Origin of the sequence: Pseudoalteromonas sp. PAR1, from assembly GCF_947311895.1 — a bacterium.
GTDB classification, from domain to species: Bacteria; Pseudomonadota; Gammaproteobacteria; order Enterobacterales; family Alteromonadaceae; genus Pseudoalteromonas; species Pseudoalteromonas lipolytica_C.
Genome location: NZ_CAMZMY010000006.1, coordinates 193252 through 214562 on the forward strand (window position 1 = coordinate 193252; position 21311 = coordinate 214562).

Annotated in this window: 25 protein-coding genes; 19 read left to right on the forward strand and 6 right to left on the reverse strand. The window is 41.7% G+C overall.

The window, feature by feature from the left end; translation table 11 throughout:
* Positions 1-42 precede the first annotated feature (42 nt).
* From QL229_RS07225 to QL229_RS07255, 7 genes are read left to right on the forward strand one after another with little or no spacing between them, the layout of a single operon-like run.
* A complete protein-coding gene (locus tag QL229_RS07225; protein ID WP_281546656.1) occupies positions 43-1182 on the forward strand; it encodes a chemotaxis response regulator protein-glutamate methylesterase in 1140 nt (379 codons plus the stop codon).
* Positions 1175-1939 carry a flagellar motor protein gene (locus QL229_RS07230; RefSeq protein ID WP_135923876.1) on the forward strand — a complete coding sequence of 255 codons (765 nt, stop codon included), beginning with the start codon at positions 1175-1177 and terminating at the stop codon, positions 1937-1939. Before QL229_RS07225 ends, QL229_RS07230 begins: the two co-directional genes overlap by 8 nt.
* Positions 1940-1943: 4 nt before the next feature.
* Complete coding sequence (locus tag QL229_RS07235; RefSeq protein ID WP_135923877.1) at positions 1944-2903, forward strand: flagellar motor protein MotB; 960 nt, start codon at positions 1944-1946, stop codon at positions 2901-2903.
* A gap of 11 nt (positions 2904-2914) precedes the next feature.
* On the forward strand, positions 2915-3685 hold the full coding sequence (locus QL229_RS07240; RefSeq protein ID WP_135923878.1) for a ParA family protein: 771 nt from the start codon (positions 2915-2917) through the stop codon (positions 3683-3685).
* Between the two features lie 2 nt (positions 3686-3687).
* Positions 3688-4446: a chemotaxis protein CheW gene (locus QL229_RS07245; protein WP_281546657.1), complete on the forward strand. Its 759-nt coding sequence runs from the start codon at positions 3688-3690 to the stop codon at positions 4444-4446.
* Between the two features lie 21 nt (positions 4447-4467).
* On the forward strand, positions 4468-4965 hold the full coding sequence (locus QL229_RS07250; protein WP_281546658.1) for a chemotaxis protein CheW: 498 nt from the start codon (positions 4468-4470) through the stop codon (positions 4963-4965).
* 15 nt (positions 4966-4980) lie between these two features.
* Complete coding sequence (locus tag QL229_RS07255) at positions 4981-5385, forward strand: DUF2802 domain-containing protein (RefSeq protein WP_135923880.1); 405 nt, start codon at positions 4981-4983, stop codon at positions 5383-5385.
* A gap of 30 nt (positions 5386-5415) precedes the next feature.
* On the opposite strand, the gene QL229_RS07260 is transcribed toward QL229_RS07255, so the two are convergent.
* Both QL229_RS07260 and QL229_RS07265 read right to left on the reverse strand, forming a co-directional pair.
* Positions 5416-5724 carry an EscU/YscU/HrcU family type III secretion system export apparatus switch protein gene (locus QL229_RS07260; protein WP_135923886.1) on the reverse strand — a complete coding sequence of 103 codons (309 nt, stop codon included), beginning with the start codon at positions 5722-5724 and terminating at the stop codon, positions 5416-5418.
* 5 nt (positions 5725-5729) lie between these two features.
* The gene (locus QL229_RS07265) at positions 5730-8363 is read right to left on the reverse strand and encodes a flagellar hook-length control protein FliK (protein ID WP_281546659.1); all 2634 of its coding nucleotides are present in this window, start codon (positions 8361-8363) and stop codon (positions 5730-5732) included.
* Positions 8364-8465: 102 nt separating this feature from the next.
* Between QL229_RS07265 and ccmA the strand changes: the two genes are divergently transcribed.
* Genes ccmA through QL229_RS07315 form a run of 10 tightly spaced genes read left to right on the forward strand, consistent with a single transcriptional unit; the run spans position 8466 to position 16178 of the window.
* Positions 8466-9086 carry a cytochrome c biogenesis heme-transporting ATPase CcmA gene (gene ccmA, locus QL229_RS07270; protein ID WP_135923887.1) on the forward strand — a complete coding sequence of 207 codons (621 nt, stop codon included), beginning with the start codon at positions 8466-8468 and terminating at the stop codon, positions 9084-9086.
* Positions 9086-9772, forward strand: a complete 687-nt coding sequence (gene ccmB, locus QL229_RS07275; RefSeq protein WP_135923888.1) for a heme exporter protein CcmB — start codon at positions 9086-9088, stop codon at positions 9770-9772. The genes ccmA and ccmB overlap by 1 nt, the downstream gene beginning before the upstream one ends.
* 1 nt (position 9773) lies before the next feature.
* The gene (locus QL229_RS07280; RefSeq protein ID WP_135923889.1) at positions 9774-10511 is read left to right on the forward strand and encodes a heme ABC transporter permease; all 738 of its coding nucleotides are present in this window, start codon (positions 9774-9776) and stop codon (positions 10509-10511) included.
* A gap of 2 nt (positions 10512-10513) precedes the next feature.
* Positions 10514-10717 (forward strand): heme exporter protein CcmD, encoded by a 204-nt coding sequence (gene ccmD, locus QL229_RS07285; protein WP_054553244.1) that lies wholly within the window; start codon positions 10514-10516, stop codon positions 10715-10717.
* Positions 10714-11193: a cytochrome c maturation protein CcmE gene (gene ccmE, locus QL229_RS07290; protein WP_135923890.1), complete on the forward strand. Its 480-nt coding sequence runs from the start codon at positions 10714-10716 to the stop codon at positions 11191-11193. Before ccmD ends, ccmE begins: the two co-directional genes overlap by 4 nt.
* Position 11194: 1 nt before the next feature.
* Positions 11195-13150: a heme lyase CcmF/NrfE family subunit gene (locus QL229_RS07295; protein ID WP_281546660.1), complete on the forward strand. Its 1956-nt coding sequence runs from the start codon at positions 11195-11197 to the stop codon at positions 13148-13150.
* The gene (locus QL229_RS07300) at positions 13147-13719 is read left to right on the forward strand and encodes a DsbE family thiol:disulfide interchange protein (protein ID WP_135923892.1); all 573 of its coding nucleotides are present in this window, start codon (positions 13147-13149) and stop codon (positions 13717-13719) included. The genes QL229_RS07295 and QL229_RS07300 overlap by 4 nt, the downstream gene beginning before the upstream one ends.
* Positions 13716-14177 carry a cytochrome c-type biogenesis protein gene (locus QL229_RS07305; RefSeq protein ID WP_135923893.1) on the forward strand — a complete coding sequence of 154 codons (462 nt, stop codon included), beginning with the start codon at positions 13716-13718 and terminating at the stop codon, positions 14175-14177. Before QL229_RS07300 ends, QL229_RS07305 begins: the two co-directional genes overlap by 4 nt.
* Entirely contained in the window at positions 14178-15437 is a 1260-nt protein-coding gene (ccmI, locus tag QL229_RS07310) for a c-type cytochrome biogenesis protein CcmI (RefSeq protein WP_235382066.1), read from the forward strand.
* A gap of 9 nt (positions 15438-15446) precedes the next feature.
* Positions 15447-16178 (forward strand): VacJ family lipoprotein, encoded by a 732-nt coding sequence (locus QL229_RS07315; protein ID WP_135923895.1) that lies wholly within the window; start codon positions 15447-15449, stop codon positions 16176-16178.
* Positions 16179-16244: 66 nt separating this feature from the next.
* Here the strand turns inward: QL229_RS07315 and QL229_RS07320 are convergent, their stop codons facing one another.
* Positions 16245-17468, reverse strand: coding sequence for an HDOD domain-containing protein (locus QL229_RS07320; RefSeq protein WP_281546661.1), 1224 nt, complete (start codon positions 17466-17468; stop codon positions 16245-16247).
* 370 nt (positions 17469-17838) lie between these two features.
* Between QL229_RS07320 and putP the strand changes: the two genes are divergently transcribed.
* Positions 17839-19350: a sodium/proline symporter PutP gene (putP, locus tag QL229_RS07325; protein WP_135923897.1), complete on the forward strand. Its 1512-nt coding sequence runs from the start codon at positions 17839-17841 to the stop codon at positions 19348-19350.
* Between the two features lie 62 nt (positions 19351-19412).
* Here putP and QL229_RS07330 read toward each other — a convergent pair whose 3' ends face one another.
* Entirely contained in the window at positions 19413-19715 is a 303-nt protein-coding gene (locus QL229_RS07330; protein WP_135926253.1) for a YebG family protein, read from the reverse strand.
* A 287-nt stretch (positions 19716-20002) separates the two neighbouring features.
* Between QL229_RS07330 and QL229_RS07335 the strand changes: the two genes are divergently transcribed.
* Positions 20003-20296: a helix-hairpin-helix domain-containing protein gene (locus QL229_RS07335; RefSeq protein WP_135923898.1), complete on the forward strand. Its 294-nt coding sequence runs from the start codon at positions 20003-20005 to the stop codon at positions 20294-20296.
* Positions 20297-20319: 23 nt separating this feature from the next.
* On the opposite strand, the gene QL229_RS07340 is transcribed toward QL229_RS07335, so the two are convergent.
* Both QL229_RS07340 and dsbB read right to left on the reverse strand, forming a co-directional pair.
* Complete coding sequence (locus QL229_RS07340; protein ID WP_138557439.1) at positions 20320-20622, reverse strand: DUF6170 family protein; 303 nt, start codon at positions 20620-20622, stop codon at positions 20320-20322.
* Positions 20622-21140, reverse strand: a complete 519-nt coding sequence (gene dsbB / locus QL229_RS07345; protein ID WP_281546662.1) for a disulfide bond formation protein DsbB — start codon at positions 21138-21140, stop codon at positions 20622-20624. The genes QL229_RS07340 and dsbB overlap by 1 nt, the downstream gene beginning before the upstream one ends.
* Positions 21141-21311 lie beyond the last annotated feature (171 nt).

The following is a 21311-nucleotide window of genomic DNA, read 5'->3' on the forward strand; positions in this document are numbered from 1 at the left end:
CAATAGGCTGCATTAAATACGATAAATAACAAGAGAGTGCCAATGGCAGTCAAAGTATTAGTTGTTGATGATTCAAGCTTCTTTCGCCGTAGAGTGAGCGAAATATTAGAGCAAGACAGCAATATTCAGGTAATAGGGTTTGCAGTAAATGGGCGCGAAGCGGTTGATAAGGCCCGAGAACTAAAGCCTGATGTAATTACCATGGATGTGGAAATGCCTGTACTTGATGGCATAAGTGCCGTTAAAGAAATTATGGCAGCCACACCCACGCCTATTTTAATGTTTTCATCGCTTACTCGTGATGGTGCAACAGCCACTCTTGATGCATTAGATGCCGGTGCGCTTGATTTCTTACCAAAGAAATTTGAAGACATTGCACGTAATAATGAAGATGCAATTGCATTATTACAAAATAAAGTAAAAGAGATTGGCCGTCGTAGAATCTCTCGATTTACCCGCCCAGCACCTATTGTAAGACCGTCAACTTCTACCAGTTCACGCAGCAGCGGTATTGTACAGCCTGATCGCAGTTTTAGTCGTTCAACACCGACTCCGGGCTCTTCATCGCCATCTGCAGCAAGTAACATTCGGGCTTCTGGTAAACAATATCAGTTGGTCGCAATTGGTACGTCAACGGGTGGCCCTGTGGCATTGCAAACTATTTTGACGCAATTACCTGCTAATTTTCCGCATCCTATTTTACTTATCCAACATATGCCTGCGGCGTTTACTCCGGCATTTGCAGCACGGCTAAACGGCTTGTGTAAAATTAACGTAAAAGAAGCACAGCAAGGCGATAGACTGGTTGCTGGCACAGCTTATTTAGCTCCGGGCGGTCAGCAAATGCTGGTAGAAGGACGTGGTAGCTCACGTACGCTACGCGTGTTTGAAGACGATAGTCCTCGTATTACTTATAAACCAAGTGTAGATGTTACTTTTGCCAGCGCAGCCAAAGCGTACGGGGCAGATGTATTAGCTGTCGTGTTAACGGGAATGGGGGCTGATGGCCGAGATGGTGCCCGCATGCTCAAGCAAGCAGGTGCGACAATTTGGGCTCAAGACGAAAAAACGAGTGTCGTATATGGTATGCCTCAAGCTGTTGCTAATGCAGGCCTTGCCAGTGAAAGTCTTGCATTAAATGATGTTGCGGCTCGTTTAACGCGAGAGACTGGCTGTGGATAAGCTTTCCTTTCTTGGTTTAATCGTTGCTGTCAGCGCAATTGCCTTTGGTTATGCGCTAGAAGGAGGAGTGGTAACAGCCTTATTCAACGGGCCTGCGCTAGTTATCGTACTTGGCGGTACCTTAGGTGCTGTGATGCTCCAAACCCCGGGCAGTGTTTTTGCAAAAACACTTAAAATTAGTCATTGGGTTTTTTTTCCTCCATATCATGATATCGACGCCGCCATTGAACAAGTAAAACGCTGGTCACATAAAGCGAGGCAAGAGGGCTATTTATCATTAGAGTCTGAAGCACTTGCTCATTCAGACCCCTACGCGGCAAAAGGGTTGAACTTATTAGTCGACGGTATTGATGAGAATAGACTTAGAGATACGCTAGAGATCGACTTAATGCTTGAACGTGAGCGCTTGCTTGAAGTTAGCAGAGTGTATGAAGCGATGGGGGGTTACAGCCCGACAATCGGTATTTTAGGTGCCGTATTAGGCCTAATACAAGCAATGCAATTTATTACTGATCCTGAAAAACTAGGTGCGGGTGTAGCAACCGCCTTTATCGCTACCATTTATGGTGTTGGCTTAGCAAACCTGTTGTTTTTACCTATGGCGAACAAGCTGAAGCAACAAATTGAACAAAAAATGCTTTATCATGAGTTACTTGCTGAAGGTATTATTGCAATCTCTCAAGGCGAAAGCCCACTAAACATTGAACTTAAACTTGAGGCGTACCGTGTTGATCGTCCAAGTTTAGTTGACGAGTAATATCATGTTGCGCCGTCGCTTGCGTCAAAACACTCAAAAAAGTCAGCATACTGAACGTTGGTTGGTTTCATACGCAGATTATATGACTATTATGTTTGCGTTTTTTGTGGTGATGTACGCGATCGCAATTAGTAAAAATGAAGATTTCCAAATCCTCTCCGATTCTCTTGAACAAGTTTTTGAAAAATCAGCCCGTCAGCAGCAGCAAGTTGGAACAGGTGTCAACGGTACGGGTATTTTGACTGACCGAGTCAGTCCCGAAAATGATATTTTATACGGAGAAAGCATCCGTAAAGATGAACAAGGCCCAGAGCTACTTGATGGGCAAAGTGAGACCAGTAATATTGATAAGAAGCACCTAGGTAAACCACTCGATAGCCTTCTTACCAAGTTACAGTCTGCACTGATAGATGAAATTCGCGATGGTGAGGCAAGTCTTGAGTTACATCAAGATTGGCTAATTATAGAATTGAGTTCGGGTATGCTGTTCTCTTCTGGAAGTGCGGTGGCTCAGCAACGAGCCAAGCAAGTTGTAAGCTTAGTCAAAGATATAATTGCCCCTGTAGATAACTATATTCGTGTGCGTGGTTATACCGATAACGAAGGTATTCGCAATGAAATGTTTCGTTCTAACTGGGAATTGTCGGTTGCACGTGCCACTTCTGTGTTAGTTGAACTTGAAAACTTAGGTATCAACCCAGCACGTATGGCGATTGAAGGCTACGGACAATATTCACCGTTTGCGAGTAACGATACAGAACAAGGCCGAGCTGAAAACCGTAAAGTGGTGGTTGCGCTTTCTAAATATGGTTTACCACCAGAGCCGACAACCCCTAGTGATGAAGACACTGAAAAGCCGCAGCAACAAGCTCCTGAAATTGAGTTGCCAAGCAATGATAACACCATTAAAGTGATTCAATTACCTCATGGTGGCATTCGAATAACCACGCGCAATGAACAATAATAAGGTGTGATGTGAAAGTTTGGACAGTAGCAAATCAAAAAGGTGGCGTAGGGAAAACAACAACAGCTGTCAGCCTTGCGGGTATTCTTGCATTACAAGGTAAGCGTGTTTTACTTATTGATACCGATCCACATGCATCTTTAACTTATTATTTTGGTATTGATTCTGAAGAGCTTGAGGTTAGCGTGTATGATATTTTTGCGCGCGGCAACAGCATGGCAAGTGAAGAAATTTTGCAAGCGTTATGCCCTTCAACATTAGAAAACCTTGATATTTTACCTGCCACTATGGCAATTGCGACACTTGATAGAAGCATGGGTAATAAAAATGGTATGGGCTTAATTCTTAAGAAAGCGCTGGCAAAAATTAGTGACCATTATGACTATGCAATTATTGACTGCCCACCAGTACTAGGGGTGTTGATGGTTAACGCCTTGGCAGCCAGCGAGCGTATTTTGGTGCCAGTACAGACTGAGTTTTTGGCTCTTAAAGGTCTTGACCGAATGATGCGGACGATGGAATTAATGCAAACATCGCAGTCTAAGCAGTATCAATATACTATTATTCCTACAATGTACGACAAACGGACTAAAGCATCACTTGAAGCGTATAAAACTCTGCAGGATAATTACAAAGACAAAGTATGGTCGGGTGTTGTTCCTGTCGATACAAAATTTAGAGATGCTAGTTTAGCACAACAAGTGCCGATTCAATTTTGCCCTCGTTCTCGAGGTGTATTTGCCTATCGCGCCTTGCTTGATTATTTAGTTGCACAAGGTTAATGATGAGTAAGCATTTATTTGCTAATGAAAAAGTGATGACCCAATATTTGGGTGCTTTGCTGTGTGAAGATGAACCTAGCGAGCAGAATCTTGAACCCGTAGCTAAATTACTCGAGCAGGTTAATGAGCCTGAACAAAAGCAAGAAGAAAAGATTACTCCCACAGTAATTGCTACTGAACCGTCTTTACCGAGTGTTGAGTCAACTAAAGAGCTTGAGAAAACCGAGAACCAAGCTAATATCAAAGATATAGTTGCAGAATCTAATGCAGATATTATTGCTAAGACATCGTCTGAGCGCCAAGAAGATTACTTTGATGGCGAGTTTCAGGCACTGTTTTTTGAAGTTGCAGGTTTAACCTTAGCAGTACCACTAAAAGCATTAGGGGGAATTCATCAACTGACAGAGGTTAACCAATTGTTTGGTAAACCAAAATGGTTTAAAGGCGTAATGCTTAACCGAGATGAAAAGCTCAATGTTGTTGATACTGCACGTTGGGTTATGCCAGAAAAATATGATGAAAGATTAGAACAAGCATTAAATTATCAGTATTTAATCACCTTAGGTGATAGTCAATGGGGATTATTGGCAGAAAAGCTCGTAAATAATATTACGCTTCAAAAAGAAGATGTAAAATGGCGAGCAAAATCAGGTAAGCGGCCATGGTTAGCCGGTGTTATCAAAGAGAAAATGTGCGCCTTGATTGACGTTGAAAATTTATATCAATTGCTAGAGCAGGGCTTAGACAGCCGTGAGCAGTAACTATTTTTACGGAGTAATAGCATGAGTGAAGAAAGACTACTGTCAGCTAATAAAAATGCTGATAGCAACGATGAAGTGTTACAGTGGGTAACCTTTAAGCTTGAAGAAGAAACGTACGGCATTAACGTAATGCAAGTACAAGAGGTGCTTCGCTATACCGAGATTGCTCCTGTTCCAGGCGCACCTTCGTATGTGTTGGGTATTATTAACCTTCGCGGTAATGTTGTAACAGTGATCGACACCCGTGCACGTTTTGGTTTGATGGGCGCAGCAGTTACCGACAACTCACGTATTGTCATCATTGAAGCTGAAAAACAAGTTATTGGTATTTTAGTTGATAGTGTCGCTGAAGTGGTTTATTTACGTAGCTCAGAAATTGACAGTGCGCCAAATATTGGCACAGAAGAAAGTGCTAAGTTTATTCAAGGTGTATCAAACCGTGATGGTGAGTTATTGATCTTGGTAGACCTTAACAAGCTTTTAAATGACGATGAGTGGGACGAGCTGAGCGCACTATAAACGCTTGGAAACTATATGCTGTTATACTCTTTGTTTGGTGCCTCAATCTTACTAGTTTTAGTGTGTTTGGGGCTTATTTTTGTCAATAACAATAAACAAGCTGCCGCAATTCAGGCTAAGCAAAAACAGCTGCAAGATGCTCAACAACAATTGAGTATATTACGCAGTGAAGTTGCAGAAATGCGTGCAGGAATGCTCAGTATTGGCAAACGTGTTGTAGCTGTTGAAGAAAAAAGTAGAGAACTTGAGCAACTACAAGACGCACAAAAATATGATGATCCGAATGCGAAAATCTATTCGCGAGCGGTTAAAATGGTTGAGCTAGGTGCTGATTTAGAAGAAATAATTCGTGAATGCGAGTTACCCAGAGCCGAAGCTGAACTTCTTATGTCTCTTCATAAACAAAAAGGCGCCCAATGAGGCGCTTTTTTATTGGAGCACTTCTGAGCCCTAAGCTTGAATGTTGAGCTTACCTTGAAAATCTTGCCAACCCGGTGGAAATTTACCACGCAATACATACGAAAATGCAATTAATTCAGCAATGACATAGTAAAGCTCTTTTGGTATTTCTTCACCTAACTCAAGGTGCGATAAGGTTTGTGCTAAGTCAGCGTCTTGATGTATTAAAATGCCTTTTTGTTCGGCAAGTTTAACAATTTCGTCAGCAAGTTCACCAAAGCCTTTACTGGTTACTCGAGGCGAACTGCCCGCTTCGTAGAGTAGGCCAATAGCAGATTTATGTTGATATTGTTCGCTCATAAAGTTTAGACCTTGATGTTAATAATCGCATGTGACTTGTAAAAGGCTTGATGACTTGGCGTACCTTGTTGCAAATTAAGCTCGCCAACATTTAGACCATGGCTTGCTAGTTTATGACGCAGCGTTTCTAAATGCGGATGTGCAAGAGCCGTGACCTCTTGTGAAGAGGCTAATAATTGGCAATCTACCGCTGTGTCCATAACCTCTGCGGTAACTTGTAATTTACCAAGCTGCGCATAGTCAAAGTTTAGCCTAACAAACCATACATTTTTACTTTCAAGCTTGTTTTTGCTCGGCTTTTTGTATTGACCTAAGCTGATTTCTGTTTGCCCTGCCTCTGCTGGAAGTTTCATCGGTAAGAAAAATTGTGCAAGCGGGTTACTATCTTGCTGTTGGTTTATCGGCGTCGTTTGTACTTGCGTGAGAGTATTCTTTACTTGGCTTAACTCACCCGCTAAGGCTTGCAAATTGGGTTGTTGTAATTGCTCAAGTAACTTACTGCCATTAACGGCTTTAAAATTGGGTACTAGCACTTGCAATAAAGCATCCAGACCTGTTTGGTTGTTAAAGTTTAAATTAGTGGGAGCCTGATTAATAATAGGTGCAGCCAAAGCGGTTACTGCTAGTTGCTCTAGACCTTGATTAAAACTTGCTTGTTGGTTTTGTGGTGTTAAAGATGCTGGTCTAAGTATACTTAGTAGTTCACGCTCGATCGTTGCTGGGTGTATGTTTTGACTTGAAATAATGCGGCTAAATGCTTGATTAACTAACCTATTTAGATCAACAGAAGAAGACGTACTTTGCTCACTAAGAGCGACTAACTTTTCACTTAACTGCACAGGTAGTGGCGTGCTTGTGGGCTTTTGACTCTGTGGCATTGGCACTAACTTGGCTATTAGTGCAGCTTCAATAGGCCTAATAGCGAGTAGGGGTTGGCGTAAATTAGGCTCTTTTGCTGCTAAAAAAGGAGCGAGAGAAGAGACCTGACTTGTTATTGATGCAGGCAGTTCCGCTTTAACTTTTAAATGATTTGCCGTTTGCTCTGTAATTGCACCCTTTGTTCTCGCTAAGGATTGCAACTGATCACCACTCACAGTTTGTTTAATCGCCTTAGTTGCAAGCGCTGGATTGTCTTTCGATACTGCGTTATCAATATTAGTGGCGATGTTTGAAGCTTGAGCGGGTATAGAGTTCACCTTATTTATAGCATTTGCCGCTGAAGTTGTAGGAGGCTTTTCGGCTATTTGAGCGCTACTAATGAGTGCTGCTTTGTCGTTGATTGCGGGCGTATTTATTAATGGTTCAAGACTTACTTTAAGTTGCTGAAACAATTGAATTAGCGGCGCCGACTTATTAAAGCTGACAGGCAACATAGGTTGTTCGCCAGCAGACTTTGTGGCCGCCAACTGCACATTGTTATTGATGGTAGGCAAAAGTGTGCCCGGCTGTTGTTTTAAAGGCGAGTTAGGGGACATTAACCTCGACCAGTTTAGGTCTAAAGACGCGAGCTTAATTATATTGATTTGTTTAGCATTATACCCTAGCTGGCTTACACTGTTGCTTGCGTCCGGCGTTTGACTAACAGATAAGTTAGCTGTTGATTTTGTTGTTGCTGGTAAACGCTCAAAGTAACGCACTGCATCACTAATACGGGTTTTCAAATCGGCAAAACTGTCTTTTAACCAAGAGCGTATTGGTGAATCATTACTACTTGATGGAGCCAAAGGCGTTGTCTTACTGTCAAGTGGTTGGCTTTTAAGAGCATGTGTAAATGTATCTGAGAGTGAGTTTTTTAATAACAAATGTTGTATTGGCGCTTTGTTGACAAGTTCAATGGTCTCTTTTACGCGCTGTGATAGTAGTTTTAGCGTATGAGGATTAAATTGCCAATGCGCTTGAATTTGTTTTGCTTGTTTTGGGGGGATTGCTGCAAGTGGCAGCGTTAACTCGCTATTTTGTTTGGTTGCTAAACTCAATTGTAGCAGTTGGCCGGTGAGTTTTAAGTCTATTTCTGGGACTAGTTTAGCGACTAAATCAGCGACTTTTTGTTGGCTAACACTTTGTTGATGCAGTGAATCCCCAAAGCGATTAATGATGTTTAAGTTAAAACTATTTTGCTGATTTGTAGCTGGCAACAAGATTGCTTTTAGTGGCGCTTCAGTTTTTAACAGTGTTGCCAAGGTGTTGTTAAGGGCAAACTCTGTTTTTAGTGATGGCAGTTGCAATATTGGCTGATTGCTGGCAATAGTTGCCGGGTAGGGCATGTTTGTATTTGCATTCCCCTGTGTGAACAAGTTAAGAAGTGCTTGCAACTGCTGACTTTTGCCCAGTGTAATTGTGATAGGCAGAGGCGTAATAGTGAGCCCTTTGCCATCATTACTTAATTGGATGTTTGCCGATAAGAATCGTTCAGTTTTGGGATTTTCTTGCTCAGTAGATAAACGCAATGTTTGCCATGCATTGTTGATTAATACATCCATCTGCACACTGTGTTTGCTAATCACGATATTACGGGCAGTTAGACTCTGATCAGCGAGCATTTTTAATGCCTCGCTTGATGAATGTTGTGAAGCACTGCTAATACTTTTAGGGTCAATATTAAGCTGGGTGCTGAGAGTCAACTGGCTTTGTTTATTCATTATTTTAGATCAAATATAAGTTAATCGTTTTAAAGCAATATTCGTATTACCCTATCATTATGGTAGACTAACGCCTAATTTTGGGTATAGAGAATCGTCATCTTGTTACACATTAAGGCCGTCACCTGCATCAAGCAAGATCGTTGTTTGTTTGCGGATCTTAATTTCAGCTTAAAATCTGGGCAAATTATGCAGTTAGCTGGTCCAAATGGGGCTGGTAAAACATCATTATTGCGTATTATCGCAGGTTTCGCTATGCCTGATGAAGGTGAGGTATTATGGCAACAACGTTCTATCGCAAAATACTATGATGAATTTGCTGATGAGCTATTATTTATCGGTCATAAGACAGGTGTAAATAGTCAACTTACGGCACTTGAGAACCTTGCTTTTTGGCTGAAAATAAACGGCTATGATAGCAAGCAAGACTTATATCCGGTCTTAGCTAAGATAGGTCTAGTGGGTCTTGAAGACGTACCTGTGCGCATGTTATCAGCAGGACAACAGCGTCGTGTTGCATTGGTTCGTCTTTGGTTAAATAACGCCAAACTGTGGATATTAGATGAGCCTTTTACTGCGCTTGATAAAAGTGGGGTGGCGTTTTTGCAAGAGCGATTTGTTGAGCATCTTAATGCGGGTGGAGCTATTTTATTAACCACCCACCAAGATTTAACGGCACATTTTAGTGACCTTAAAACAGTGACTTTGGAGTATCGCCACTGATGGTAAAGCAGCACTCGTATTGGCAACTATTCTCTGCGGTTTTTTCAAAAGATCTTAAATTAGCGTTTCGTCAGCGTGCTGAAATCGTTAACCCTATCTTGTTTTTTCTCATTGTAATTACACTTTTTCCGTTAGCAATTGGCCCTGAGCCCGGTCTACTTGCTCGTATGGCACCAGGCATTATTTGGGTCGCAGCGTTACTGTCGACAATGTTAGGTTTAGATAAGTTATTTCGTGATGATTATCACGACGGAACATTAGAGCAGTTAATCGCTTCGGCATACCCATTACCACTGACCGTTCTTGCTAAAGTTGCGGCTCATTGGGTGATTACGGGGCTGCCTCTTGTGCTTATGACTCCGGTATTTGCTTTATTATTGAATTTAGAAAGTTCAGCGCTGTTAGCAACCGTTCTGACGTTATTGTTAGGGACGCCATTGCTGAGTTTCATTGGCGCAATTGGTGCTGGACTGACTGTGGGATTACAAAAGGGTGGCATTTTAATGAGTTTACTTGTTTTGCCTTTGTATATCCCTGTACTAATTTTTGCAACCTCGGCTATCGATACCAGCTCTATGGAGCTTGCCTATAGCGGACAGCTTGCAATTCTTGGTGCCATGCTAATCGTAGCGATTATAGCGGCGCCAATTGCCATATCGTCAGCATTGAAAGTGAGTGTAAGTTAATATGTGGAAGTGGTTACATCCCTACGCAAAAGCAGATCGTGCTTACCAATTGTGTAACACCTTACTGCCTTATTTCGCCGTCGTTACGGTGGTCTGTATGATTGTTGGATGGGTCTGGGGGCTTGCTTATGCCCCAGCCGATTACCAACAAAAAGACAGCTACCGAATTATTTTTATCCATGTGCCTTCAGCTATTTTATCTATGGGCGCTTACTCTTCTATGGCGATTGCTGCAGTGATCGCACTAGTATGGCAATTACGTAATGCAGAACTCGCAGTGATTGCAATTGCACCTGTTGGGGCATGTGTGACAGCGATAGCATTAATTACCGGTGCTGCATGGGGTAAACCTATGTGGGGCGCTTGGTGGGTGTGGGATGCACGCCTAACCTCTGAGCTCATTCTGTTATTTTTATACCTTGGTGTGTTATCGCTTTATCATGCTTTTGAAGATAAAAAAGCGGCGGGTCGGGCAGCCTGTATTTTAGCGATTGTCGGGGTGATCAATTTACCGATTATTCACTTCTCGGTTGAGTGGTGGAATACCTTGCATCAAGGTGCAACCATTACAAAGTTTGATACTAAAGCCATTGATCCAAGCATGTTTTGGCCACTGATGGTGAATATTGTGGCATTCGCAGCGTTCGTCGGTACGGTGACGTTAATACGTCTTAAGAACGAAATTTTACAACGTGAAAAGCACCGCCCTTGGGTGCGTGATATGCTTGAGCGAGGTTAATCATGCAGTTTGATTCTTTTGCAGATTTTATTGCCATGGGTGGCTATGGCTTTTATGTTTGGCTGTCGTTTGGCAGCTGTGCATTAATTTTACTTGGTATTTTATTTAGTTCGTTAAACGACACAAAACGTATTTTCTCTTCAGTAAAGCAGCAAGCACAACGTGAAGAGCGCATTAAGAAAGCGAAGCAAGAGGCAGGGCAATGAATCCAAGACGTAAAAAGCGTTTATTAGCGGTTGTAGCCATTATTTTTGGTGTGGGTGCAACGATTGGTTTAGTGCTGTATGCACTGCAAGAAAACATTAATTTATTCTATACACCAAGTGAATTGGTTGATGGAAAAGGGCCTAATAAAGAAAAACCGCATATTGGACAAAAACTACGTATCGGCGGCATGGTTGTGCCTGGCTCAGTTGTCCGTGACGAATCAAGCTTAAAGGTAAGCTTTAAGTTAATCGATACGGGCCCTATGGTGACAATTAATTATCAAGGAATTTTGCCGGACTTATTCCGTGAAGGCCAAGGGATTGTGGCGCAGGGCGTGTTAGTGAAAGCGAATGAAATTGATGCCTTTGAGGTACTTGCAAAGCATGATGAAGAATACATGCCAGCAGAAGTCGCAGAAGCTGTGAAGGGTATCAAACACGAAAAACCGACCTATAACTTAGATAACGGCAATTAATATGATCCCAGAACTCGGTTATTTTTCTTTAACACTGGCCATGGTGCTCAGTGTTCTACTGTGTATTTTTCCTTTGTGGGGGGCGCATACCGGCAATTTAAGGTTAATGCGTGCAGCCCCATCACTGGCAATTGGTCAGTTCGTATTCGTACTATTATCTTTTGCAGCACTTATTTATGCCAGTTTAACCGACGACTTTACCGTTTCGTATGTTGCTTATCACTCAAGTAGCACCTTACCTTGGTACTACAAAATAACCTCAACATGGGGTGGCCATGAAGGAGCAATTTTACTTTGGTTAGTGATGCAAGCAGGTTGGACAGCGGTTGTTGCTATGCGCTCACAATCATTACCTTGGGTATTACGTGCTCGTGTACTGGGCGTGCTAGGCTTTTTAGGTGTTGGCTTTATGCTGTACACCTTATTAATGTCGAGCCCATTTGAGCGCTTATTACCGTATTTCCCTGTTGAAGGTCGCGATTTAAACCCATTACTGCAAGACCCAGGTATGATCATTCACCCGCCATTGCTCTATATGGGCTATGTTGGGTTATCTGTGTCGTTCTCATTCGCCATTGCGGCGTTACTTACAGGCAAACTTGATAATACTTGGGCAAAGTGGTCTCGTCCTTGGACAATGACTGCATGGGGCTTTTTAACACTCGGTATTACCATTGGTAGTTGGTGGGCATACTCAGAACTCGGCTGGGGTGGCTGGTGGTTCTGGGATCCCGTTGAAAACGCATCACTAATGCCTTGGCTTGTGGCAACCGCGTTGTTGCACTCATTATCAACCACAGAAAAACGTGGTGTATTTAAGTCTTGGACCGTATTACTAGCTATAGCAGCATTCTCGTTAAGCTTACTGGGTACCTTTATTGTTCGTTCGGGCATTATTGTATCTGTGCATGCTTTTGCGTCAGACCCTAATCGCGGCATGTTTATTTTAGCTTTCTTGGCCATTGTTGTTGGCGGTGGTTTATCGCTATATGCACTGCGTGTATCACAGGTGAAAAGTGAAGGCCGTTATAAGTTTGCTTCGCGTGAAGTTGCGCTTTGGCTAAATAATATTTTCTTAGTTGTGGCAACGCTGATTGTATTGTTGGGTACATTATTGCCAATGATCCACAAAGAACTTGGCTTAGGCAGTATCTCGATAGGTGAACCATTCTTCAATAAGATGTTTGCTATTTTACTCGTGCCATTTGCTATCTTAATGGGGATAGGTCCGCTGTTACGCTGGAAGCAAAACAAGTGGTCAATGCTACAGAACAAGCTGTTATTATCGGCTGTGGTCAGTGTGGTTGTTACCGGTGCATGGTTATATTCTAGCTACGACGTAATTGCGCCAATTACCTTTATTGCAACCGCATTAGCAGTATGGATTTTTGTTACTACACTGATAGATTTAGCTGCAAAAGTAACTCTTCATAAAACCATAGGTGAAGGCTTTAAGCGATTAGGTCTAAGCTATTGGGCAATGGTTTTAGGTCACATTGGTTTAGCGTTTGTAATTGCAGGTGTCACGTTAACCTCTGCTTACTCGGTTGAGCGTGATGTATCAATGAAACCGGGTGACACAGTGGCTTTAAATGAATACCAGTATCGCTTTGACGGTGTTAAGTCTATTCGCGGGGCTAACTACAGTGGCCATGCTGGGGTTGTCACCGTGATGAAAAACGATAAACAAGTGACGGTTTTACATGCTGAAAAACGCCGTTATGACATTGGCATGCAATTTATGACAGAAGCAGCTGTTGATGCAGGCTTCACCCGTGACTTGTATCTAGCGCTAGGTGAGCAATTAAGCCAAGGTGCGTGGTCGTTACGTATTTACCATAAACCGTATGTTCGTTGGATGTGGCTCGGTGGCATCTTGATTTCACTGGCAGGCTTTTTAGTGCTTGGTGATAAACGCTATCGCCAGAAATCGACTAAGCAGGAGGCTTCAGCATGAACCGCAAATTGTTAGCGCTAGCGCCATTATTGGTTTTCGTTTTGTTGTGTGTGTTTTTATATCAAGGCTTGTTTGCAAACCCGCGTGAGCTGCAAACAGGACGTATTGGTCAGACTATGCCAACATTTAACCTACCTGATTTGATGGATGAGTCAAAGCGTTGGACAGATGCCGATCTGAAAGGCGAAGTATACCTGCTGAATGTGTGGGGCACATGGTGCCCGACCTGTTTAGCTGAGTTAGGTTATTTAACAGAGCTTAGAGAGCAGGGCGTTAAGATTATTGGCTTATATTACGAGCAAGGTTATGACCCTGACTTTGATGGCCAGTTTGATATTAATGCGTTACGTGAAGATGTAACCAGCATGCTAAATCGCGCTGGCGACCCTTATCAGTTCAATATTTTGGATTTAAAGCGTACATTAGCCCTTGATTTAGGGGTATCTGGTGCGCCTGAAACATTTTTAGTTGATAAGCAGGGCACAATTTTGCTTCATCACACCGGTGATATTAATCCACGTGTTTGGCGTGCTAAATTTGCACCGTTAATGCAGGAATTACAGCAATGAGATTCGTTATTCTTCTAGCAAGCTTGCTGATCGCCTTTAGTGCAATTGCAGAGCAAGACAAGTACCAGTTCGATGATAAAGAGCAAGCTACGCGTTTTAGTGAATTAACTAAAGAGTTACGCTGCCCTAAATGTCAAAATCAGAATATTGCCGACTCAGACGCCGTTGTTGCCAAAGACTTGCGCGATAAAGTATTAGCCTTAGTAAAAGAAGGCAAAACAAAAGACGAAGTGATTGACTATATGATTGACCGCTACGGTTACTTCGTTCATTACGATCCGCCTGTCACTCCAGCAACACTTGTGCTTTGGGTTTTACCAGTGCTCATTGTGGTGCTTGGCTTTGGCTTTATTGTATTGCGTCAGCGTAAAGCATCAGTAAAGCAAACATGGACTGAGCAAGACGAGAAATTACTTGCAAAACTAATTGAACAAAATCAACGTCAGGAGCAAAGCTAAATGGCATTAATGTGGGCTTCTTTTGTTTTACTCACACTGATTGCATTGCTGTTTGTTGTCGTGCCGTTTTTTAAACGCGAACGTATTCAACGCCTTGATCACAATGCAAACTCGGAATTGATCCGAATTTATTACCAACGTTTAGATGAGCTTAAAGACGATCTTGAAAATCAACGTATCGATGCACAAATGCATGACGAGGCAGTTGTTGAGCAAAAGCGTCGTTTACTTAATGAGTTATCACCAGAAAAAGCCTTAAACAGCAAAGGTAACAATCGTATATTTGCTTTAACAGGAGCAGGCTTTTTAATCGTTTTAACAGCTATTTTCTATGCCTACACTGGCAGTCAGCAGCAAATAAAAGGCTGGCATGATGCAATGGCAAATCTAAAGTCATACGGTGAGCGAGCTGTGATGCAAAATGGTGAGCCGTTGACTGCAAATGAACTTCAAGCATTTGCATTAGCGCTGCGTACTAAACTTGATCAAAGTGGTGATGACGAAGTAGCTTGGATGCTACTTGGACGTGTTGCGATGTCGTTAAATGAATTTGATATGGCAAAGCAGTCATTTGATAAAGTATTGAAAATGAATCCGGATAACAAGCAAGTGCTGATCAGCTACTCGCAAGTTCTGCTGATGGAAGGCAATGACGCGAACATGTCTCAGGCTGCGACTATGCTTTCAAAAGTGTTAAAAGCAGAGCCAACCAATATTGATGCAATCTCATTGTTGGCCCTAATTGCCTACGAGCGTAAAGATTGGCTGCAAGCTAAAACTGCGTTTGAAGTACTGCTAGCGAGCATGGAGCAAAATGACCCTCGTTATAGCATGATTGCAGAGCGTATTGCTGAAATTGATGCCCATTTAAATAATGAGCAAGTCACAAATACAGAAGTAGTTGATGCTTCAAACAGTGAAATTAGCATCACAGTTGATTTGGACCCAGCACTTGCTGACTCACAGCCACAAAACGGCACGTTATTTGTTTTTGCAAAAGCAGCCAGTGGTCCGCAAATGCCATTAGCTGTGGTAAAAATGACAGAATATAGCTTTCCACTAACAGTGACGTTAAGTGATGCTAACGCAATGGTTGATGGCCTGAATTTATCGAGTGTTGAGCAAATTATTTTAACCGCGCGTTTATCGAAAGATGCAACTGTGGTAACTTCTAGCGGCGAGTTGGAAGGCAAGTCGGATGTCTTGGAGCGTACTAACGTTAAAGAATATTCGTTGCTAATTAATGAGTTAATACCTTAAGGATAGCCAATGTTTAGGCATAGTATATTTTTAATTTTTTTTGCTGTACTTGCAGGATGCGCACAAGTACCCGAAGAAAAAGCGGATGAGCGAGATCCATTGCAGTCATTCAATCGTCCTATGTATGACTTTAATATGGATGTGCTTGATGCTTATATTCTGCGCCCTGCTGCGGTGGGCTATGTTACAGTGACACCTATGCCTGTTAGGCGCAGTATTGTTAACTTTACTGATAATATTACTGCACCAACTGATATGGTTAACGCTGGTTTGCAGGGCAAACCAGGGAATATGGGGATCAGCCTTGCGCGTTTCTTAGTGAACTCGACGGTTGGCTTATTTGGCTTTTTCGATGTGGCCTCTTCATTAGGGCTAGAGATCGTTGATGAAGATTTTGGCCAAACGCTAGGTGTGTGGGGAGTAGGAGATGGTGCCTACTTGATGATACCTGGCATGGGGCCAAGTACAGTACGAAATTTAACGGGTGATGTAGTTGATAACATAGTATTACCTGAAATAGCGTTAACAACACCTCAAACCATTTTAGTGTTTGCACTGAAAGCGGTTGAAGCGCGTGCTTCTTTGATACCTCAAGAAAGTCTATTAAATGAGTCACTTGACCCGTACATATTTGTTAAAGATATCTATTTCCAGCGTCAATTATATGAGCTTCATGATGGCAATCCACCAATGGAAAAAGAGCCAGACGATTTTGATGAAGACTTCTTAGAAAACCTTTAATAGCGTTGACCACAACGAAAAAATGCCAGCTATATTGCTGGCATTTTTGTATTCACATTTCGAACATTAGTCGCCGAATACAGACATTTGTTCATTCGACCAGTTCAATGCATCGTGATATGCATCGGGCACCTCTTCGGGTTTGAGGCCGAGTTGTTGTTGGATCTCTTTGGCACTTTCCCAGTCAGCTTGCTCGTAAAACTTCACAAGGCGTAAATACGTTGCTAATAAACCTTCGTCATGAAGAAGGGCACCTTTAATTTCATTTGTTAGCGGTAATTTGCCCATTACGCTTGGCATATCTTCATCTAAGATTGCATCCATAAGCGACATCATACCGGTCAAAAATGCCATTCCAGTATCGCGTAATTGCCCATGACTGATAGCTAACAGCTCAGCAAAGCGAGCTCGCGTGAGTGATAAGCGGATGAGTTCAGCAGGCTTATCTGCAGCCACTTGTGCGGCGAATAACAGCGATAAGAAACGTTTAATTTCTTCGCTACCTAAAACGATAAGTGCCTGTTTGATGGTGCTGATTTCAGCACGACGTTTAAATGCTGCAGAGTTTGAATAACGTAGTAACTTGTAAGATAAGTTAACATCTCTTTCAAATACATCGGTGATTTTTTTAAGATTTAAGTCAATACTCGATGTTTCATACAAAAGCTCAGCTAATGCCATCTCAGACGGTGGTAAAGTTTTGCTTTGCACCATCTCAGGTTTCGAAAAGAAGAAGCCTTGAAAGTAGCTAAAACCCATATCGATGGCCAGTTGGTACTTCTCATGGGTCTCAACTTTTTCTGCCAACAACTTAATGTGTGGGTGAGGCTTTATAGCTTCAATCACCGTCTGCAGAGATTCAGGTGTACAGGTTAGAAAATCGATTTTTATAAGATCAATATACGGGTAAAAATGACGCCAAACTGGTTGGTGAATATAATCATCAAGTGCTAGCGTATAGCCTCTTTCTTTCAAATCTTTGACGAGAGCCAGTAATCGTTTACCAGGTTGAATAGTTTCAAGAATTTCAACTACAACATTGTCTTTACCTAATAATAGCGGGTAACCCTTTTGTAATGTTTCTAACGTAAAGTTTATATAAGCAGGTTTGTTGTCTGTTAAGTCTTCCAAACCAAAGTTAAATTGGCTGCCTTCAATGAGCCGTGACGTTGCTTCATCGCCACCAATATCTGGAAACACATTATCTACTCCATCCCTAAAGAGGAGTTCGTAGCCGACTAGTTTCTTTTCCTTATCTAAAATCGGTTGGCGCGCAGCGTAAAAATACATAGTCCAAGCTTGTCCACATCAGTTATTTCATTATCCCCTCGCAATATATGCCATTGTATCTAAAATAGCATTAATAAAATGACAAGATATGGGGATAAATTATGATTTTATCTTAACGTTAAGACTAGGATAAATCGTAATGAAATTCTATAAGTTATGATTAAATATCACAATTTTGTTAGCGTATCGTTGTAAATGTAAACTTAGTTGGTTATCGGCACTATTGGAGTTATAGTGTCGAAGCGTGGTATAGTCATGAGTGATATCGGTTTTTACCCCAATAATGTCTTATAATTAAATAACTTGCGAGTCATTATTCGGATTAAAAGCCAACATTAACTATTTTTTGGAGGCTAATTTGGAAACAGGAATGATAATTTCGTTAGCATTATACTTCATCGTAATGTTGGGAATAGGGCTATATGCCTATAAGCAATCAACAGATGATGTGTCAGGTTATATGCTAGGTGGACGTAACTTATCTCCAAGTGTTGCGGCGCTTTCAGCGGGTGCATCAGACATGAGTGGTTGGTTATTAATGGGCTTACCAGGTGCAATGTACTTATTTGGCCTAAGCAAAGTTTGGATTGCAATCGGTTTAGTGCTTGGTGCATGGGCTAACTACTTTTTAGTGGCACCTCGGCTACGTGTTTACACCGAAAAAGCCAATGATTCGATAACTATCCCTGATTACTTTGCAAACCGTTTCGAAGATAATAAAAATATCTTACGTGTTATTTCTGCAGTCGTTATCATTGTATTCTTTACTCTATATACCTCATCAGGAGTTGTAGCGGGCGGCAAGCTGTTCGAAAACTCATTTAATATGAGTTATGAAATGGGCTTGTACATTACTACGGGTGTTGTTGTGCTTTACACCTTATTTGGTGGCTTTTTAGCAGTGAGCTTAACTGACTTCGTGCAAGGCTGTATCATGTTTATCTCGCTGTTAGCGGTGCCTATTGCAACCTACACTATGCTTGATCAACCATTTATGGATACGCTTGCAAATGCACGCTATGACTTATTATTAAGTTCTCCTAAAGAAACAGAAATACATGCACTTAACATGATGGACTGGTTCGCTGGTGGTTCAACAATTGCCATTATTTCTGCAATGGCATGGGGCTTAGGCTATTTTGGTCAGCCACATATTATTGTTCGTTTCATGTCAGTTCGCTCTGTTAAAGATATGCCAACGATGCGTCGTGTAGGTATGTCGTGGATGACGCTTTCAGCTATTGGTGCCGTATTTACAGGCTTATTTGGCGCAGCGTACATGCTCGAAAATCAAATGCCAATCGATGATAAAGAAACGATTTTCTTGGTGTTATCTGAGCTTATTTTCCATCCACTTATTGCGGGTTTCTTATTGGCTGCTATTTTAGCGGCGATCATGAGTACTATCTCGTCGCAACTATTAGTATGTTCAAGTTCACTAACAGAAGATTTCTATAAGATTTACTTAAATCGTAGCGCTTCACAAAAAGAGCTAGTGTTAGTGGGTCGTATCAGTGTTATTTTGGTTGCTTTATTTGCTATTTATCTTGCGTATGACCGTGACAGCTCAATCCTTGATTTAGTAAGTAATGCATGGGCTGGTTTTGGTGCTGCATTTGGTCCGCTTGTGCTAATTAGTTTGTACTGGAAGCGCATGAACTTACAAGGAGCAATCAGTGGCATGGTTGTTGGTGCAGCAACAGTGTTGTTTTGGATTTACGCGCCAATCACTATTGACGGCCAAGCTCTAAGTGCAATCATCTATGAGATTGTCCCTGGCTTTATTTTATCAACGATAGCGATTGTTGTTGTAAGCCTTATGACAGCCGAGCCGAAAAAGGAAATTACAGACTTATTTGATGAAGTTGAATCATCACTGTAGTTTTTGATTAAACACAAAAAAGGGCAACAGATGTTGCCCTTTTTTAATTTTATAGCGAATGGTTAGCTTGCAGCTTTCTCTTTTATATCTGCAACGTTATCGTCTGACTTTGCCTTTTTAGGCTTCGCAGGTGCTTCTTTTGCACCTTTGAGTACAGCCATAAATTGGTCTTTTTCTTTTGCCATTTCAAGCGCCAGTGACTCAATTTGTTGCTCGCTTAATGGTACATCAACTTTTTCAAGCATTAGTTCCAATGACTCAGCAATGTCGAGCATTTTGTCATACGCATCAGCTTCTTTTTTAGTAGTAAACGTCATGCGCTCGACTCCGTTTCTTTCTACAACATATTTAACAACAACAGCCATGATCTCTCCTGCATTTAAGCGTGGCATTTGTAGCGTAAAATCGCCATCTTGATTACTGTTTTTATATACAGTAATGTGTTGTGGCATTATTTGCAAGTAGCAACTTACATTTTTCTTTCTATCATTTGACAAAGAAAGCGAAATTAGCTTAATTTAAATTGTTACCTAAAATCTATCCAAGCATCGGAAAACTGCTAGGCCTATAATTTTAAGAACACAAGCGATGGAGCGAGTGTTTGGTAACAAAGGAAATTAGTTGTCCAAGTAAGGACATCATGGAGGAAAATATGAAATTATTATCAAGTCTATTGTTAGCTTCAAGCCTTGCGCTTTTGCCCGCCACAGCTGCACTTGCAGCGAAACCTGTTGATGTTGCAGATGTTAAGCTACAAAAAGTAAGTTTGAATAAAGCCACGTTAGAGCAGCTTACTCAATTACCAGGTATTGGTGAAGCAAAGGCCAAAGCAATTATTGAATATCGTAAGAGCCAAGGTAACTTTAAAACTGTCGAACAGCTAAAAGAGGTTAAGGGGATTGGTGAGAAACTCTACCAAAAATTAAAGGGACAAATTACGCTTTAGAAAGCCACTCTGTCAAACAGGGCCTAACAGCCCTGTTTGTATTCTTTAATAGCGGTTTGCAGATGTGGCAATGCAAATATATTTTCGAGTGGTGTGGTTAGAAGCGGATAGCTTACCCCCGCTAACAGTAACCAGGGCAGAAGCATCCATCCTTCAAAATACGCGAGCCCTAAAAATAGTGGTGCCAAAAAAGCAAGTTTACAGACAGATAAAGTGATTTTGTTCATGGGGCTCAAATGGCTAAGTGCAAGGGCAATGATTTGCTGGCGCTGCCTCACTTTAAAGGCCTTTAATTCAGGTATTTGACTGGTAAAAAAATATATCATTACAGTGACTTTTTGCATACAAGGCGGCTAATTATAACCACTAAAAATACGACGGAGAACGCAGCGAAGATCACTTCCATCCAAGCTGGCATACTCAGTGATGCAAACTGCCAATCTATATTGCCGCAATCACCAGTAGCAGCAAAGAAACTTGGGATCCACTCATGAAGAGGCATAAAGCTCGGAAAGTTTGGTTCAAAAGCACAGCTGAATGCAAAAGGATCAGTGTTGTTTTGCATTGCAATGTGTTCTTTGGCGATAAAATAACCCCAAATTGCTGATATACCCCAACTGACAAATGCTACTACTCTACATACCATCACCTGCGGGTTAATCGCACCTATAACACCTGCAGCAAGTAAGCCTAATACTGCTGTACGTTGATAAATACACATGATGCATGGCTCAAGACCCATATTGTATTGAAAAAACAATGCGGTGATTTCAAATGCTAAGGATATCACGGCTAATAATAGCCAAGGTGTTCTTTTAGTTGCTAATTCTGCTAACCAATTCATGTATGTTCCAGTTTAAAAATGTTTTCAAGATTATGCTTACACTGGGAAGGGGGTGCAAGTCTCTGCGATAAAATTAAACAAAAAGGAGCCTGTTGGCCAATGCCAGTCAGTTAAGCTGACTGGCATTTCTTTTTTTATGTGGGTACTTTGATGGCTTAGGCTTTATCGCTC